Below are 14,250 nucleotides of genomic sequence, written 5' to 3'. Positions count from 1 at the left end.
GGACGGATGGAGAGCAGTGCGGCGGCGATCCGCTGCAGGAACCTCGCCGTCGGATACGCCGCGGTGCCGGTGCTGGACGGCGTCGACCTCGACGTGCCGCAGGGCGGCTTCCTGACCGTCCTCGGCCCGTCGGGCTGCGGCAAGTCGACTCTGCTGCGGGTGGTGGCCGACCTGCTGGCGCCGCTGGGTGGCGAGATCGCGGTGCTGGGCGGTCCGCCGGCCGCGGCCCGGGCGCGCCGCGACATCGGCTTCGTGTTCCAGGATCCGACCCTGCTGGCCTGGCGCAGCGTGCGCGCCAATATCGAGCTGCCGCTGCAGGTCGGCCGCGGCGCTCGTCCCGACGGCCCGGCGACGGAGGAACTTCTGACCATGCTCGGCCTCGGCGGGCTGGCGGAGCGGATGCCGGACCAGCTGTCGGGCGGCCAGCGCCAGCGCGTAGCGATCGCCCGGGCCCTGCTGTCCCGGCCGCGCATCCTGCTGATGGACGAGCCCTTCGGCGCGCTGGACGAGATCACCCGCGACCGGTTGAACGACGAGCTGCTGGCGCTGTGGTGCCGCACCGGCACGACCGTGGTCTTCGTCACCCACAGCATCGCCGAGGCCGTGTATCTGGGACAGCAGGTGCTGGTGCTGACAGCCCATCCGGGGCGGGTGCTGGAGATCGTCGATCTGCGGCCGTTGAAGGACGCCGAAGGCCGTTGCGACCGTGACGCGCCGGAGGTCACCGCCATCTGCGCCCATCTGCGCCGGCTGCTGGCGGCGGGGTCGGGAGGCGCGGCATGACCCGCCCCTTCGACATCCTGTGGCCGGTGGTGGGAGCGCTGTCGATCCTGCTGGTCTGGCAGTTCGCCCTGCCGGCCATGGGCGTGCCCGCCTTCATCGTGCCGACGCCGGCCGCGGTGTTCGGCAAGCTGTGGGCCGACCGGGCGCTGCTGCTCGCCAACGCCTGGCCGACGGTGCTGGAGGCGGTGCTGGGTTTCCTGCTGGGCAATACCGTGGCGGTGCTGCTGGCGATCCTGTTCACCTACAGCCGGCCGGTCCGCGCCGCCTATTTCCCGATCGTGCTGTTCCTCAACACCATCCCGGTGCTGGCCCTGGCGCCGATCTTCATCCTGATGTTCGGGCTGGGCCTCTTGCCCAAGATCGTGATCGCCGCGGTGATCTGTTTCTTCCCGACCTTGATCGCCATGGTCCGCGGCCTGACCCTGGCGACGCCGACCGAGATGGAGCTGATGCGGGTGCTGTCGGCCAGCGGCTGGGAGACCTTCTGGCGGCTGCGCGCGCCGCGGTCCCTGCCGATGCTGTTCACCGCCCTGCGCATCGCCGCCACCGGCAGCGTCATCGGCGCCATCGTCGGCGAATGGATCGGATCAAATGCCGGCCTGGGCGCGCTGATCATCCAGGCCACCTTCAACTACCAGGCCGACCGCCTGTTCGCCGCCGTCTTCATCGCCGCGGCGATGGGCCTTCTGGCCTTCGGCGTCGTCGTTCTGGTCGAACACCTGGGCTTCCGCCGCTGGGTGCGATAGCACCCTCCGGACCCTAAACGTCTGACATTCTGGACCTTGCCCCTCATGTCGGCGCATATGGCTTGACAGCCAGACCCGACAATCCCAAAGTTCACTTGATGGTTAACTATCAAGACGTCACCCTGGACCGTACCTTTGCCGCGCTGGCCGACCCGACGCGCCGGGCGCTGATCGCCCGGCTGGGCGAGCAGCAGGATCTTTCGGTCAGCGAGCTCGCCCGGCCCTTCACCATGTCGCTTCCGGCCGTGATGAAGCACCTCGACGTGCTGTCCGAGGCCGGGCTGATCACGCGGACCAAGACCGGCCGCACCGTGACCTGCCGTTTGTCCGCGGCACCGATGGAGCAGGCGATGGACTGGCTGAGCCGCTATCAGCGCTTCTGGTCCGAACAGCTCGACCGCCTGGCCGCCTTCGTCGAAGAGGAGTCATGCTCGCCAAGCCCAGCCTCAGCCTCCGGCGCCGCCTCGCCGCCCCTCCCGCCAAAATCTACGCCGCCTGGACCGACCCGGAAAAAATAATGCGCTGGTTCGGGCCGGAAGGCGCCGAGACGATCAGCGCCGAGGCCGACCCGCGCACCGGCGGCCGCTACCACGTCGCCTTCTCCACCCCGGACGGCGAGCGCCACGATGTCGGCGGCGTCTACAAGGAGGTGGTGCCGAACGAGAAGCTGGTCTTCTCCTGGGCCTGGCGCACCATGCCGGAGCGGGAGTCGCAGGTGACGGTGACGCTGCGGCCGGACGGCGACGGCACCGTGCTGATCCTGACGCATGAGCAGTTCTTCGACGAGCCGGCCCGCGATCGCCACCGCGAGGGCTGGGGCGGCTGCCTCGACCGGCTCGAGCGCTATCTTCTGGAAGAAGCCGTCGCCTGAGAGAGGCCCATGCCCGCGGAGAGCGCCGGACTGCTGATGCACAAGCGCGTGGACGGGCGCCTCCACGTCCTGCTGGTGCATCCCGGCGGCCCGTTCTGGCAGCGCAAGGATCTCGGCGCCTGGTCGATCCCGAAAGGGGAGCTGGACCCCGACGAGGACGCGGAGGCCGCGGCAAGGCGCGAATTCGCCGAGGAGCTGGGGGTCGAGCCCGAGGGGCCGCTGCTGCCGCTCGGCCGGATCCGCCAGCGCGGCGGCAAGGCGGTCACGGCCTTCGCGGTCGCCGGTGACCTGGATGTCGGCCGGATGCGCAGCAGCACCTTCGAGCTGGAATGGCCGCCGAAGAGCGGCCGGATCCAGATCTTCCCGGAGGTCGACCGGGCCGAGTGGTTCGACCTGCCGACCGCCCGGGAGAAGATCCTGGAGGGCCAGCGCCCCCTGCTCGACCGGCTGACGGAGATTCTGGAGGGCTGATACCGGCGGCCCGAACCACTAACCCGTCATGGCGAGCCCCGAAGGGGCGTGGCCATCCCAGCGGCACCGGCCCCCTGGATGGCCACGGCGCATCGCGCCTCGCCATGACGGGGAAGGGACCGAAAGCCGATCTCGAAGGCCAGTGGTATGAGCCGCAGGCTCAGGTGCTCACCGTGTCGTCGCCACCGCCGAAGTCGCCGCCGAAATCGTCGCCGCTGCCGAAGTCCTGGCTGCCGTCGTCCTGGTAGTCGGCATCCTGGACGCCCTGGCCGTCGTCCTGCGGCACGACGTCGGTGTCGCGCAGGCCGGGATCATCCCCGCCGGGGGCGGCGTCGCCATAGTAGTTGTTGATCACCGTCTCGGTCAGGCCGGGGGCCGGGCCGCCGAAGCCACCCCAGCCGCCATGGCCCATCCCGAACAGGGATTCGATGCCCTGGAACAGCAGCGCACCGCCGGCGACACCGGCCGCGGTGGCGGCGGCGCTGCGCAGGAAGGACGGGCCGGAGGACTGGGCGAAGGGCCCGCCGCCCCACGGGCCGGGCTGGGCCTGCGCATAGGCCGGCGGCGCCTGGGTGGTGGCCGGCGCCTGGGGCTGCGGGGCCGGCTGCGGACGGCCGGCGCCGCTGCCGAAGATGGCGCCGAGGAAGCTGCTGCCGCCGCCGGCACTGCGGTGCGGCTGCTGGGCCTGGCGCTCCAACTCCGCGATCCGGGCCTGGGCCTGGTGCAGCGCATAGTCCTGGATCAGCACGGTCTGGGCCAGCATGTAGGGGGCGTCGGGCAGGTCGCGGACCAAGTCCCGGATCATCGCCGCCGCCTCCTCGTCCTTCTCGGCCGGCGGGGCCTGCTTCAGCCGTGCGACGAGATTGGTCAGCAGCTCGCGTTCCTGGGGTGTCATCACAACTCTCCGGTCGGGCCCGCTGCCGCGGGCATCCCCTTCCGCCGCTGATATGGGCGCGGCCCGAGGCGACGCAATCGACGGCGCGGCGCAGTGTCGCGCCGGCCAGTCAGGAGTGGGGCGGCCGATAGCCGTCGGTCAGCGTCTTCAGGAACGCGACGACATCGTCGATCTCGGATTCGGTCAGCGCCGGCGCGTCGCCGGGATGGCGGTCGAAGGGCGGGTCGCGGTTGATGTTGGCCCAGTATGGCGGCGGCAGGTCGTCATAGATCCGCAGGCTGCCGTCCGGGTTGCGCGGATACCAGCGGCCAGGATCGGTCTCGCGCGTGGCGTAGAAGGCGACCGCGTCGCGCAGGTCGTGGATCGCGCCGTTGTGGAAGAAGGTCCCTCGCAGCGCCACGTTGCGCAGGCTCGGCGTACGGAACAGGCCGCAATACTCCGGATGGTCCTTCAGGTCGGTGCGCTGCGGCCCGCAGACGCCGAGATCGACATAGGCCGGATCGGCATTGGCCGGGATCTGCGGGTTGCGCGGCACGGCGATCGCGATCAGGCCGTAGTCGCTGAACTGCGGCGGCGTGCCGTCATTGCCGCGCTGGCTGATATGGCATTCGGCACAGTTGCCCTTGGCCGGGTCGTTGAACAGGTCGAGGCCGCGCGCTTCCTGCGGCGTCAGCACTGCCTGCCCCGCGAGCCAGGCGTCGTATTTGCTGCTGTAGGGGTAGAAGCTGGCGGCGTTCTGCTCATAGACCTCGAAAGCCTTGAGGATCCCGGCATAGAGCGCCTTGCGGTCCTGCAGCACGCCCTCGCCGTAGATCCGACGCAGCGCATCGCCATAGCCGGCGGCCAGGGCGCGGGTGACGACTTCGTCAGGGCCGGCGTTGCCCATCTCGAAATCGGAGAGCAGCGGGATCGCGGCCTGGTCGGCACCGCGGTCGACCCGCCCGTCCCAGGTCAGCCCTCCGGTCGGGCCATTGTCGACGCTCTCGTCCGCATCGTCCTCCGAATCGAAGAAGTGCTCGGTGAAGGGCGGCACGGCCTGCAGATAGGTCAGCGACGGCACCGCACGGACGCCGGGCTTGGACATGTCGCCGCCGCCCATCTGCACCGGCAGCGCGTTCGCCGGGCCGAAGCCGTGCCGCGGGTCGTGGCAGGAACTGCAGGCGAGCTTGCCCGAGGCCGAGAGCGAAGGATCGACGAACATGGCGCGGCCCAGCGCCGTCAGCGCCTCCACCCGGCGCCGCACCTCGGCCCGAGACAGGCCGCCGGCCGGGTGCGGCCCGGCTGCGGCGGTCGAGACCGCCAGCATCGCTGCCGCCAGGCCGCAGCCCAACACCCACCAACGGCCGACATCCGTTCGCAAGGCCATTCGTGCCATCCCGTGATCCGCCTGACATGCGCGCAGGCGCTATCTATGCCGAAAAAGTTTCACTTGAGCGACAGCCTGCGGCGCGCCAGTGCTGGCGGGCGGAAGGGGATCACAGCCACCGGGTTTCGGCCCGGGAGCCAGAGGGATGCCTATGCGCACACTGATCGCCTCCGCCCTCGCGGCCGGCGCCGCCGGCCTGATCGCGCCGCCGGTCCTGGCCGCGGACGCGCCGGGCAGCGCCGACATCGCCCGGACCGCGGCGCTCCGCGCCATCGACACCGTCGTCGTGATCTATGCCGAGAACCGCAGCTTCGACAATCTGTTCGGCGAATTTCCAGGCGCCGACGGGCTTGCGAACGCAAGCGAGACGGCCAAGACCCAGCTGGACCGCGACGGCACGAAGCTGACGGAACTGCCGCCTGTGTGGGGCGGGCTGACCGCCAAGGGGGTGACGCCGGTGGTGACCCAGGCCCAGACCGAGCATCTGCCGAACGGCCCCTTCGCCATGGACGATCCGCAGGGCCTGAACGTCTCGGTCGGCACCGTCACCCACGACCTGTGGCACCGCTTCTACCAGAACCAGATGCAGATCGACGGCGGCCGGAACGACAAGTTCGTCGCCTGGGCCGATGCGGGGGCGGAGGTGATGGGCCATCTCGGCGGCTCGAAGACGGCGATGTGGACGATCGCGCAGCAATACACGCTGGCCGACCACTTCTTCATGGGGGCCTTCGGCGGCTCCTTCATGAACCACATCTGGCTGGCCTGCGCCTGCGTCGCCCGCTACCCGGACGCCGACAAGGCCGCGGCCAAGCCCTCGATCGCGGTGGTCGACCCGGATGGCGTCAGCCTGACCCTGGCATCGAACTCACCGAAATCGGCGATGGACGGTATCCCGAAATTCGTCGCCGACGGCAACCTGACGCCCGACTTCTTCGCCGTGAACACGATGCAGCCGCCCTATCAGCCGAGCGCCAACAAACCGGCCGAGGGCGGCGACCCGGCCCTGGCCGACCCGAATGCGCCGACCACGCTGCCGCCGCAGACCGAGATCACCATCGGCGACCTGTTGAGCGCCAAGGGGATCAGCTGGGCCTGGTACTCCGGCGCCTGGCAGTCGGTGCTGGACCACGGCAACCAGACGCCGGTCCCGGCCTTCCAGTATCACCACCAGCCGTTCAACTACTTCGCCAGCTTCGCGCCCGGCACCGCGGCGCGGCGGGAGCATCTGCGCGACGGCGGGCTGGACGGGGCGGAGTTCGTGAAGGCGATCGACGCGGGCACGCTGCCGCAGGTCACCTTCTACAAGCCGCAAGGCAACCTGAACGAGCATGCCGGCTACGCCGACGTCGCGTCGGGCGACGCGCATCTCGCGATGCTGATCGACCATCTGCAGAAGAGCCCGCAATGGTCGCACATGCTGGTGGTCGTGACCTATGACGAGAACGGCGGCTTCTGGGACCATGTGGCGCCGCCGAAGGGCGACCGCTGGGGCCCTGGCACCCGGATCCCGGCGATCATCGTCTCGCCCTTCGCCAGGAAGGGCTATGTCGACCACACGCCCTACGACACGACCTCGATCCTGCGCTTCATCACCCACCGCTTCGGGCTGCCGGTGCTGCCCGGCATCGTGGCGCGCGACGCGGCGATCGCCGCCAACGGCAACCCGCCGCTGGGCGACCTGACCGCGGCGCTGAACCTGCCAGCGGCGCAGTGAGGCTGGAGGGGCGGGTGCGTGAGCCCCGCCCCTGTCCTGCCCATGCCAGCGGCCTTTGAGATTGATTCCCGGCCTCTATGTCGTCATGGCGAGGCGCGCAGCGCCGTGGCCATCCAGGGCCGGTGCGGGTGGCCCTGGATGGCCACGCCCTTCGGGGCTCGCCATGACGGATCAATATTTCGGGCCGCTGCTATCAGTCCTGCGTGTAGTCCTGGCCGAACCATTGCTGCGACAGCTTCGCCAGCGAGCCGTCGGCCTTCAGCGCGGTGAGCGCAGCGTCGATCTTGGCCTTCAGCGCCTCGCCCTTGGCGTCCTTGCGGAACACCAGATAGGCCGGAACCTTGGTCAGCAGATCGCCGGTGGCCTCGACCGGCAGGCCCAGCTTCTCGGCATGGTCCTTGGCCACGATCGGGTCGTTGACATGGGCGTCGATCCGGCCTTCGGCGACGTCCAGCAGCACAGGCGTGACGTTGCCGTCGTAGTAGCGGATCTCGAAGGCGCCCGGATGAGCGGCGAGATAGTCCTCGACCAGCTTGGTGTGCTCGCTGCCGACGCCGGCGCCGACCAGCTTGCCCTTCAGGTCGTCCAGGCTGTGGATGCCGGTGACGCCCTTCTTGACGATGATGGACGAGCCGCTGTGGAAATAGGCGACGTCGGAGAACAGGTACTTGGTCTCGCGCTCCGCCGTTTTCGAGATCTCGTTCGCCACCACGTCGTATTTGCCGGATTCGAGGCCCAGGAACATGCTGTCCCAGGGCTGCGGCACGAAGTCGAATTTGAGGTCCGGCACCTTGGCCTCGACCAGCCGCAGCACCTCGACGTCGTAGCCGGTCAGCTTGCCGCTGTCGTCCTGGTAGGTGAAGGGCGCGTAGGTGCCCTCGGTCCCCACCCGCACCGTCTCCTGCGCCGCCGCCGGGGCCGCCGCCAGGGCCAGGGCGACCAGGCCCGCGACCGCCGCGGCGCCCTTCGCCAGAATGTGACGCATCGTTCTCTCCATGGTTGGCGGGCCCCTCAGATGTCGAAGCTGAAGGACCGCAGATAGTTCTTCAGGAAGTCCCGGGTCCGCTGCTGCTGCGGGTTGCCGAACAGCGATTTCGGGTCGCCCTGCTCGATCACCCTGCCGCCGTCGATGAACAGCACCTGGCTCGAGATCTCGCGGGCGAAGCCCATCTCGTGGGTGACGATGATCATCGGGATGCCCTGCCCGGCCGCCTTGCGGATCGCCTCCAGCACCTCGCCCGTGTGCTCGGGGTCGAGCGCGCTGGTCGGCTCGTCGAACAGGATCAGCTCCGGCGCCATCGCCAGGGTACGCGCGATCGCCACCCGCTGCTGCTGGCCGCCGGACAGGGAGGACGGATACTGCCCGGCCTTGTCGGCCAGCCCCATCAGGGCGAGGTGGTGCTCCGCGATCTCCTGGGCCTCCCGGCGCGGCAGCCGCTTCACCACCAGAAGGCCCTCGAGGACGTTCTCGATCGCCGTCTTGTGGCGGAACAGGTTGTAGTTCTGGAACACCATGCCGATGCGCATGCGCAGCGCCTGCAGCCGGCGCCGGTCCAGATGCGCCAGGTCGTAGCGGTTGCCGGCGATGTCGATGGTGCCGGACTCCGGCGTCTCCAGCCGGTTCAGGCTGCGCAGGAAGGTCGACTTGCCCGATCCCGAGGGGCCGAGGATCGACACGATGCCGCCGCGGTCGACATCGAGGCCGATGCCGTCGACCACGACCTGGCCCTTGAAGGATTTGCGGACGTCGCGGATCGAGATCATGCCGCGATGTCCCTGCGGCCACGGGTCAGATAGGCCTCCCAGCACCGCATCGCGATCTCGACCAGGATGCAGATCACCCAGTAGATCACCGCGACCGCCATGTAGAGCTCGAAGAAGCGCAGCGACCGGCCGCCGATGATCTTGGCCGCGGCCATGATGTCGACCACCGCGATCAGGAAGGCCAGTGAAGTGTCCTTGATCAGGCTGATGAAGTTGTTGCCGAGATTGGGCAGCGCCACCGCCAGCGCCTGCGGCAGGATGATCCGACGCATCGCCTGCACCGGCGTCATGCCGATCGAATAGGCGGCCTCGGCCTGGCCGCGGTCGATCGACAAGAGGGCCGAGCGGATCGCTTCCGACAGATAGGCGCCGACATTGACCGACAAGCTGAAGACGACGAAGACCAGCGCCGGCACCCGGTTGGCGTCGATCTCGGTGCCGAGTTGGAGGTTCAAGTACTGCAGCAGCTTCGGGATGCCGTAATAGGCGAGATAGATCTGCACCAGCAGCGGCGTGCCGCGGATGAAGGAGATGTACAGCGTCGCCAGCTGCCGCAGCAGCGAGATGCGGTAGATCCGGACCAGGGCGGCGCCGGTGCCCATGATCAGGCCGCAGGCCATGGCGCTGAAGGCGATCAGCAGCGTCACCGGCAGATAGGGCAGGATCAGCGGGAAGGCCGACAGGAAATAGTCGAAGTCGAAGATCGAGGTCATGCGGCCTCCGCGCGGAAATCGGCCTCTCCGCGCGCTCCATCAGAGAGGCGGATGGCCAGGAAGGATGTGGTGGGCACGGGAACCGTCAACCTGCTGTTCGGGCCGAACGGCCCTCCCCGGACAACGGGAACGGGCGGCGAGCGCGAGACATGGCGAGCCGCCCACGAAAGCGCAAATGCGAAACGTGCATATATAATTTTCACAAGGCGTCGTGTTGTTTATCCATGCCTGCCGCTCCGGTTCGCTCTTCCCTCGGCTGGGGAAGCATGGTCGGATGGCGCCCCGCCGCCGGCAGCCGCAGGGACCGATGCGATACAAACATCAGAATCCCGACACGAGACATCCAAAGTGATCCTCTAGACATCACTTCTGCTGCCTGATACATTAGATTTGTCAGAGGAAACTGCATGATCACCGCCGCCCAGATGCGCGCCGCCCGCGCCCTGCTCGGCATCGACCAGAGGCAGCTCGCCGAGCTGTCGGGCGTGTCGTTGCCGACGATCCAGCGCATGGAGGCCAGCGAGGGCAACGTCCGGGGCGTCGTCGACACGCTGACCAAGGTGGTCGAGGCCTTCGACCGGGCCGGCGTCGAGCTGATCGGCGATCATGCGGTGAGCCGCGAAGGCGGCCGCGGGGTGCGCTTCAAGACCCCGCGGACACCCGAAGGCGGAGCCGGCTGACGAGTCCGTCCAGCGACGGCGACCGCCGGCCGACCCGACGATCCCGCCGCCCCTGCGGTGCCGGGAGTGTCGAGGTCGATGGTGGCCCAGAGCCGTGATCCGTCCTTCATCGAGCTGTTCACGCCGAAGCTCGTGACCGTGCTGCGCGAGCGCTACGGCCTCGCCGACGTCAAGGCCGACGCCGTGGCCGGGCTGACCGTCGCGATCGTGGCCCTGCCGCTGTCGATGGCGATCGCCATCGCCTCCGGCGTCACCCCGGACCGCGGCCTCTACGCCTCGATCGTCGGCGGCTTCATCGTCTCGGCGCTGGGCGGCAGCCGGTTCCAGATCGGCGGCCCGGCCGGCGCCTTCATCGTGCTGGTCGCCGCCACGGTGGCGCAGCACGGCATCGACGGGCTGCTGCTGGCCACCTTCCTGTCCGGGCTGATGCTGTCGGCGGTCGGCCTGCTCCGGCTCGGCACCTTCATCAAATACATCCCCTATCCGGTGACCGTCGGCTTCACCGCCGGCATCGCCACGATCATCTTCGCCAGCCAGCTGAAAGACCTGCTGGGCCTGACCCTGGCGGGGCCGGAGCCCGGGCCGTTCATCCCGAAGCTGGAGGCGCTGGGCCGGGCGCTGCCGACCGCCAGCGCCGCGGCCATCGCCGTCGCGGCGCTGTCGATCGGCACCATCCTGCTGGTGCGGCGCCTGCGGCCGCACTGGCCGTCCTACCTGATCGCGGTGGCCCTGGCCGCGGTCCTGGCTGCCGTCCTGCAGCTGCCGGTCGAGACCATCGGCACCCGCTTCGGCGGCGTCCCCTCTTCCCTGCCGGCCCCGCACCTGCCCGACCTGTCCTGGGTGCGGATCCAGGAGGTGCTGCCGGCGGCCCTGTCCTTCACCCTGCTGGGCGGAATCGAGAGCCTGCTGTCCGCCGTGGTCGCCGACAGCATGAGCGGGCGACGGCACCGTTCGAACTGCGAGCTGGTGGCCCAGGGGCTGGCCAACATCGCCTCCGCCCTGTTCGGCGGCATCTGCGTCACCGGCACGATCGCACGCACCGCCACCAATGTCCGGGCCGGCGCGCGCGGGCCGGTCTCCGGCATGCTGCATTCGGTGTTCCTGCTGCTGTTCATGATGGCGGCGGCGCCGCTGGCGGCCTACATCCCGCTCTCCGCCCTGGCCGGCGTGCTGGCGGTGGTGGCCTGGACCATGGCCGAGAAGCACCAGTTCGGGATTCTGATCCGCGCCTCGGTCGGCGATGCGGTGGTGCTGCTCGCGACCTTCGGCCTGGTGGTGTTCCGCGACCTGACCGAGGGCATCCTCGTCGGCTTCGGCCTCGGCGCGCTGCTGTTCCTGCACCGCATGGCGCAGGCGGTCGAAGTCGACCGGCCCGACACGGCCAACGGCAGCGCTCGCGCACCCTATGACGCCGCGCTGGCCACCGACCGCGAGGTCGTGGCCTACAGGATCTCCGGCGCCTTCTTCTTCGGTGCGGCGGCCGGCGTGGCGGCGGCGCTGGACCGCATCGGCGAGCACCCGAAGGCCTATGTCGTCGATTTCTCGGCGGTCCCAGTGATCGATTCCACTGCCGCCGCCACGATCGAGGGCTTCGCCCGCAAAGCGCGGCGCCAGGGCGCGACGGTAACCATCGCCGGTGCCCGCCGGCCGATCCTGCGGGCCCTGCTGACGCACGGCGTCCGGCCGCCCCTGGTGCGGTTCAAGGCAGATCCGGCCGAGGCGCTGGCGGCCGCCCGACGGACGGCGGCGAACGCGGGCTAAAGCCTACAGCCGCGCCTTGAGGCCCAGGCAGAAGCCGACACAGACCGCGGCGACCACGGCCGACCAGGGGTTGCGGTGCACCGCCTCGTCGAGCGCGCTGGCCCGCGCCTGGGCCATCGACGCCACGGTCTCGCCGAGCCGGGCGACGTCTTCGCGCAGGGCGCGGAGATCCGCCTCCAGGTCTCTGCGGGCCTTGTCCGCGTCGGTCGTGGCGGCGTCCAGCTCGGCGGCGGCGCGCGTCGATTTCGATCCTGACACCTCCGCCGCGGCGCTGGCGGCAGACTTGTTCGCTCCGGTCTCGGACATGGGCGGGCTCCTTCTCTCCCCCGCCAACAGCGGCTGCGCATCGCTGGTTCCGGGCAGAGGGCGCCGGCGGTGCCGCATTACGACAAATTTAACCGATTCCGCAGCGAAGCGGCCTCGACAACGCCGGGCGATGGGAGCAGAAGAACTGCGAGAGATACGCATTCTTGCTCGCAACTGGGGCGGGCATGGGGCGCCGCCGATGGCGGCTTCAGGATGATGTCGGGATGCTTGTACCGTTCCTGATCATGATGCGCGAGGGCATCGAGGCCGCCCTGATCGTCGGTATCATCGCCGGCTATCTGCGCCAGACGGGCCGGTCGCAATGGATGCCGCTGGTCTGGATCGGCATCGCCATCGCCGTCCTGCTCTCCATCGCCGTCGGCATCGTGCTGAACCTGGTCAGCGCCGAGTTCCCGCAGCGCGAGCAGGAGCTGTTCGAGGCGGTGGTCGGCCTCATCGCGGTCTTCATCCTGACCTCGATGGTGTTCTGGATGCGCAAGGCCGCGCGCTCGATCAAGGCGCAGTTGCAGCATTCGGTCGACGCCGCGCTGGAGGGGCACGATGCCAAGGGGCTGGCACTGATCGGCATGGCCTTCTTCGCCGTCGCCCGCGAGGGGCTGGAATCGGTGTTCTTCCTGCTCGCCACCTTCCAGCAGGATGTCGGCCTCGAGGCGCCGATCGGCGCCCTGGCCGGGGTGCTGGTCGCGGTGGCGGTCGGCTTCGCCATCTACTGGGGCGGGGTGCGGCTGAACCTGAAGCGCTTCTTCCGCTGGACCGGCCTATTCATCCTGGTGGTCGCCGCCGGCCTCTTGGCCGGGTCGCTGCGGGCGCTGCACGAGGCCGGGCTGTGGAACGGGCTGCAGGAGATCGCCTTCGACCTCAGCCATGTCCTGCCGATCGACGGGCCGCTCGGCTCGGTGCTGGCCGGCATCTTCGGCTACCAGGACACGCCGACGGTCGGTGAGGTCGCCGTCTATCTCCTTTTCCTGATCATCACCGTGCCCCTGTTCCTGAGCGGCGGCCGGGTCGCGCAGGAAGCGCGGTCGAACGCCTGAGCCCGGAGCCGAAGCCCGAATGTCGTCCTTGCAGCGCACCACCCGGATCGGCATCGGCGTCGTCGCGGTCCTGGCCGTCGCCGTCGCGGGCCTGGGCGTCTATGCCTATCTCCACCGCGCCGGCACGCCCCAGGCCGCCGCGGGCGGCACGGCCGTGACCATCACCGCCAAGAGCTGCGAGCCGAACGACCTGACGGTCGAAGCCGGGCGCGTCACCTTCCAGGTCAGGAACGCCAGCGACCGCGCCCTGGAATGGGAGATCCTGCAGGGCGTGATGGTGGTGGAGGAGCGCGAGAACATCGCCCCCGGCTTCACCCAGAGCCTGACGGCGAGGCTGGAGCCGGGCACCTACCAGATCACCTGCGGCCTGTTGAGCAGTCCGCGCGGCACCCTGACCGTGACCGCGGCGAAGAACGCCCCGGCCCAGGCGCTGCAGCCCTCGCTGATCGAGCTGATCGGGCCGATCGCCGAGTACAAGGTCTACGTCACCGCCGAGGCCAGGGCCCTGGCCGACGCCACGCCGCCGCTGGTCGCCGCGGTCAAGGCCGGCGACCTGACGCGGGCGCGCGACCTGCTGGCCCCGGCCTGGATGCACTATCAGCGGATCAAGCCGGTCGCCGACCTGTTCGCCGATCTCGACACGGCGCTGGACGCCCGCGCCGACTATTTCGAGAAAAAGGAGGACGACCCGGGCTTCACCGGCTTCCGCCGACTGCACCACGCGCTGTTCACCAAGGGCTCGACCGACGGGCTTGGGCCGGTCGCCGACAAGCTGGCGGCCGATGTGCAGGCGCTGCAGGCTCGGATCGCCGGCCTGTCGATCCCGCCGGAGAAGATGGCCGGCGGCGCCGCCACGGTGCTGGCCCGCCTGGCCGCCGACGGCAATCCCGACCCGGACGTCGCCAAGGCCGATCTCGAGGGCGCGGCGCGGATCGTCGGGCTGCTGCGCCCGCTGAGCCAGAAGGCCGACAAGGCGCTGAGCGACCGGATCGACGGCAACCTGACCGCGGCCGGGCTGGCGCTGACCCGCGACGACGGCACCGGGCTGCAGGCCTCGGTGTCGGCCCTGGCCGACGACCTGCCGAAGCTTCGCACCGCCTTGGGGCTGGACTGACTGGACCG

General features: G+C 69.7%; 16 protein-coding genes. 10 read left to right on the top strand and 6 right to left on the bottom strand.

Features of this window, described 5'->3' with window-relative positions:
• Window positions 1-6: 6 nt before the first annotated feature.
• The 5 genes from G537_RS0115920 to G537_RS0115900 all read left to right on the top strand — a co-directional run bounded on the left by G537_RS0115920 (window position 7) and on the right by G537_RS0115900 (window position 2,871).
• On the top strand, window positions 7-783 hold the full coding sequence (locus tag G537_RS0115920; protein ID WP_026870968.1) for an ABC transporter ATP-binding protein: 777 nt from the start codon (window positions 7-9) through the stop codon (window positions 781-783).
• Window positions 780-1,529, top strand: a complete 750-nt coding sequence (locus G537_RS0115915; protein WP_026870967.1) for an ABC transporter permease — start codon at window positions 780-782, stop codon at window positions 1,527-1,529. Before G537_RS0115920 ends, G537_RS0115915 begins: the two co-directional genes overlap by 4 nt.
• Before the next feature lie 62 nt (window positions 1,530-1,591).
• On the top strand, window positions 1,592-2,047 hold the full coding sequence (locus G537_RS0115910; protein ID WP_245579031.1) for an ArsR/SmtB family transcription factor: 456 nt from the start codon (window positions 1,592-1,594) through the stop codon (window positions 2,045-2,047).
• Window positions 1,957-2,400: an SRPBCC family protein gene (locus tag G537_RS0115905; protein ID WP_026870965.1), complete on the top strand. Its 444-nt coding sequence runs from the start codon at window positions 1,957-1,959 to the stop codon at window positions 2,398-2,400. The genes G537_RS0115910 and G537_RS0115905 overlap by 91 nt, the downstream gene beginning before the upstream one ends.
• Before the next feature lie 9 nt (window positions 2,401-2,409).
• Window positions 2,410-2,871, top strand: a complete 462-nt coding sequence (locus G537_RS0115900) for an NUDIX hydrolase (protein ID WP_026870964.1) — start codon at window positions 2,410-2,412, stop codon at window positions 2,869-2,871.
• Window positions 2,872-3,031: 160 nt separating this feature from the next.
• Here G537_RS0115900 and G537_RS0115895 read toward each other — a convergent pair whose 3' ends face one another.
• Both G537_RS0115895 and G537_RS0115890 read right to left on the bottom strand, forming a co-directional pair.
• A complete protein-coding gene (locus G537_RS0115895) occupies window positions 3,032-3,766 on the bottom strand; it encodes a DUF2076 domain-containing protein (protein ID WP_026870963.1) in 735 nt (244 codons plus the stop codon).
• Window positions 3,767-3,875: 109 nt separating this feature from the next.
• Complete coding sequence (locus tag G537_RS0115890) at window positions 3,876-5,132, bottom strand: cytochrome-c peroxidase (protein WP_026870962.1); 1,257 nt, start codon at window positions 5,130-5,132, stop codon at window positions 3,876-3,878.
• Between the two features lie 145 nt (window positions 5,133-5,277).
• Between G537_RS0115890 and G537_RS0115885 the strand changes: the two genes are divergently transcribed.
• Window positions 5,278-6,849 (top strand): acid phosphatase, encoded by a 1,572-nt coding sequence (locus tag G537_RS0115885; protein WP_026870961.1) that lies wholly within the window; start codon window positions 5,278-5,280, stop codon window positions 6,847-6,849.
• A 193-nt stretch (window positions 6,850-7,042) separates the two neighbouring features.
• Here the strand turns inward: G537_RS0115885 and G537_RS0115880 are convergent, their stop codons facing one another.
• Genes G537_RS0115880 through G537_RS0115870 form a run of 3 tightly spaced genes read right to left on the bottom strand, consistent with a single transcriptional unit; the run spans window position 7,043 to window position 9,326 of the window.
• Window positions 7,043-7,834 (bottom strand): transporter substrate-binding domain-containing protein, encoded by a 792-nt coding sequence (locus tag G537_RS0115880; RefSeq protein ID WP_026870960.1) that lies wholly within the window; start codon window positions 7,832-7,834, stop codon window positions 7,043-7,045.
• Window positions 7,835-7,860: 26 nt separating this feature from the next.
• Window positions 7,861-8,613 (bottom strand): amino acid ABC transporter ATP-binding protein, encoded by a 753-nt coding sequence (locus G537_RS0115875; RefSeq protein ID WP_026870959.1) that lies wholly within the window; start codon window positions 8,611-8,613, stop codon window positions 7,861-7,863.
• Window positions 8,610-9,326, bottom strand: coding sequence for an amino acid ABC transporter permease (locus G537_RS0115870; protein WP_026870958.1), 717 nt, complete (start codon window positions 9,324-9,326; stop codon window positions 8,610-8,612). Before G537_RS0115870 ends, G537_RS0115875 begins: the two co-directional genes overlap by 4 nt.
• A gap of 407 nt (window positions 9,327-9,733) precedes the next feature.
• Between G537_RS0115870 and G537_RS0115865 the strand changes: the two genes are divergently transcribed.
• Together G537_RS0115865 and G537_RS0115860 are read left to right on the top strand one after the other, a co-directional pair.
• On the top strand, window positions 9,734-10,006 hold the full coding sequence (locus G537_RS0115865) for a helix-turn-helix domain-containing protein (protein ID WP_026870957.1): 273 nt from the start codon (window positions 9,734-9,736) through the stop codon (window positions 10,004-10,006).
• A gap of 78 nt (window positions 10,007-10,084) precedes the next feature.
• On the top strand, window positions 10,085-11,767 hold the full coding sequence (locus G537_RS0115860; protein WP_026870956.1) for a SulP family inorganic anion transporter: 1,683 nt from the start codon (window positions 10,085-10,087) through the stop codon (window positions 11,765-11,767).
• A gap of 3 nt (window positions 11,768-11,770) precedes the next feature.
• Here G537_RS0115860 and G537_RS0115855 read toward each other — a convergent pair whose 3' ends face one another.
• A complete protein-coding gene (locus G537_RS0115855; protein ID WP_026870955.1) occupies window positions 11,771-12,073 on the bottom strand; it encodes a DUF883 family protein in 303 nt (100 codons plus the stop codon).
• Window positions 12,074-12,297: 224 nt separating this feature from the next.
• Here G537_RS0115855 and efeU point away from each other — a divergent pair, with 224 nt between their 5' ends.
• Both efeU and efeO read left to right on the top strand, forming a co-directional pair.
• Window positions 12,298-13,128, top strand: coding sequence for an iron uptake transporter permease EfeU (gene efeU, locus G537_RS0115850; RefSeq protein WP_026870954.1), 831 nt, complete (start codon window positions 12,298-12,300; stop codon window positions 13,126-13,128).
• A 19-nt stretch (window positions 13,129-13,147) separates the two neighbouring features.
• Window positions 13,148-14,242, top strand: a complete 1,095-nt coding sequence (gene efeO / locus G537_RS0115845) for an iron uptake system protein EfeO (protein ID WP_026870953.1) — start codon at window positions 13,148-13,150, stop codon at window positions 14,240-14,242.
• The last annotated feature ends 8 nt before the right edge of the window (window positions 14,243-14,250 follow it).

Origin of the sequence: Inquilinus limosus DSM 16000 (assembly GCF_000423185.1) — a bacterium.
Taxonomy (GTDB): domain Bacteria; phylum Pseudomonadota; class Alphaproteobacteria; order DSM-16000; family Inquilinaceae; genus Inquilinus; species Inquilinus limosus.
Note: the sequence above shows the minus strand (reverse complement) of the source record. Positions and strands in the feature narration are given on the sequence as shown.

Coding starts and splice junctions, on each gene's coding strand:
- efeU (WP_026870954.1), top strand. CDS start 12,298: ATGCTTGTACCGTTCCTGATCATGATGCGCGAGGGCATCGAGGCCGCC.
- G537_RS0115885 (WP_026870961.1), top strand. CDS start 5,278: ATGCCTATGCGCACACTGATCGCCTCCGCCCTCGCGGCCGGCGCCGCC.
- G537_RS0115865 (WP_026870957.1), top strand. CDS start 9,734: ATGATCACCGCCGCCCAGATGCGCGCCGCCCGCGCCCTGCTCGGCATC.
- G537_RS0115880 (WP_026870960.1), bottom strand. CDS start 7,834: ATGCGTCACATTCTGGCGAAGGGCGCCGCGGCGGTCGCGGGCCTGGTC.
- G537_RS0115895 (WP_026870963.1), bottom strand. CDS start 3,766: ATGACACCCCAGGAACGCGAGCTGCTGACCAATCTCGTCGCACGGCTG.
- G537_RS0115855 (WP_026870955.1), bottom strand. CDS start 12,073: ATGTCCGAGACCGGAGCGAACAAGTCTGCCGCCAGCGCCGCGGCGGAG.
- G537_RS0115860 (WP_026870956.1), top strand. CDS start 10,085: ATGGTGGCCCAGAGCCGTGATCCGTCCTTCATCGAGCTGTTCACGCCG.
- G537_RS0115900 (WP_026870964.1), top strand. CDS start 2,410: ATGCCCGCGGAGAGCGCCGGACTGCTGATGCACAAGCGCGTGGACGGG.
- G537_RS0115920 (WP_026870968.1), top strand. CDS start 7: ATGGAGAGCAGTGCGGCGGCGATCCGCTGCAGGAACCTCGCCGTCGGA.
- G537_RS0115890 (WP_026870962.1), bottom strand. CDS start 5,132: ATGGCCTTGCGAACGGATGTCGGCCGTTGGTGGGTGTTGGGCTGCGGC.
- G537_RS0115870 (WP_026870958.1), bottom strand. CDS start 9,326: ATGACCTCGATCTTCGACTTCGACTATTTCCTGTCGGCCTTCCCGCTG.
- efeO (WP_026870953.1), top strand. CDS start 13,148: ATGTCGTCCTTGCAGCGCACCACCCGGATCGGCATCGGCGTCGTCGCG.
- G537_RS0115875 (WP_026870959.1), bottom strand. CDS start 8,613: ATGATCTCGATCCGCGACGTCCGCAAATCCTTCAAGGGCCAGGTCGTG.
- G537_RS0115905 (WP_026870965.1), top strand. CDS start 1,957: ATGCTCGCCAAGCCCAGCCTCAGCCTCCGGCGCCGCCTCGCCGCCCCT.
- G537_RS0115915 (WP_026870967.1), top strand. CDS start 780: ATGACCCGCCCCTTCGACATCCTGTGGCCGGTGGTGGGAGCGCTGTCG.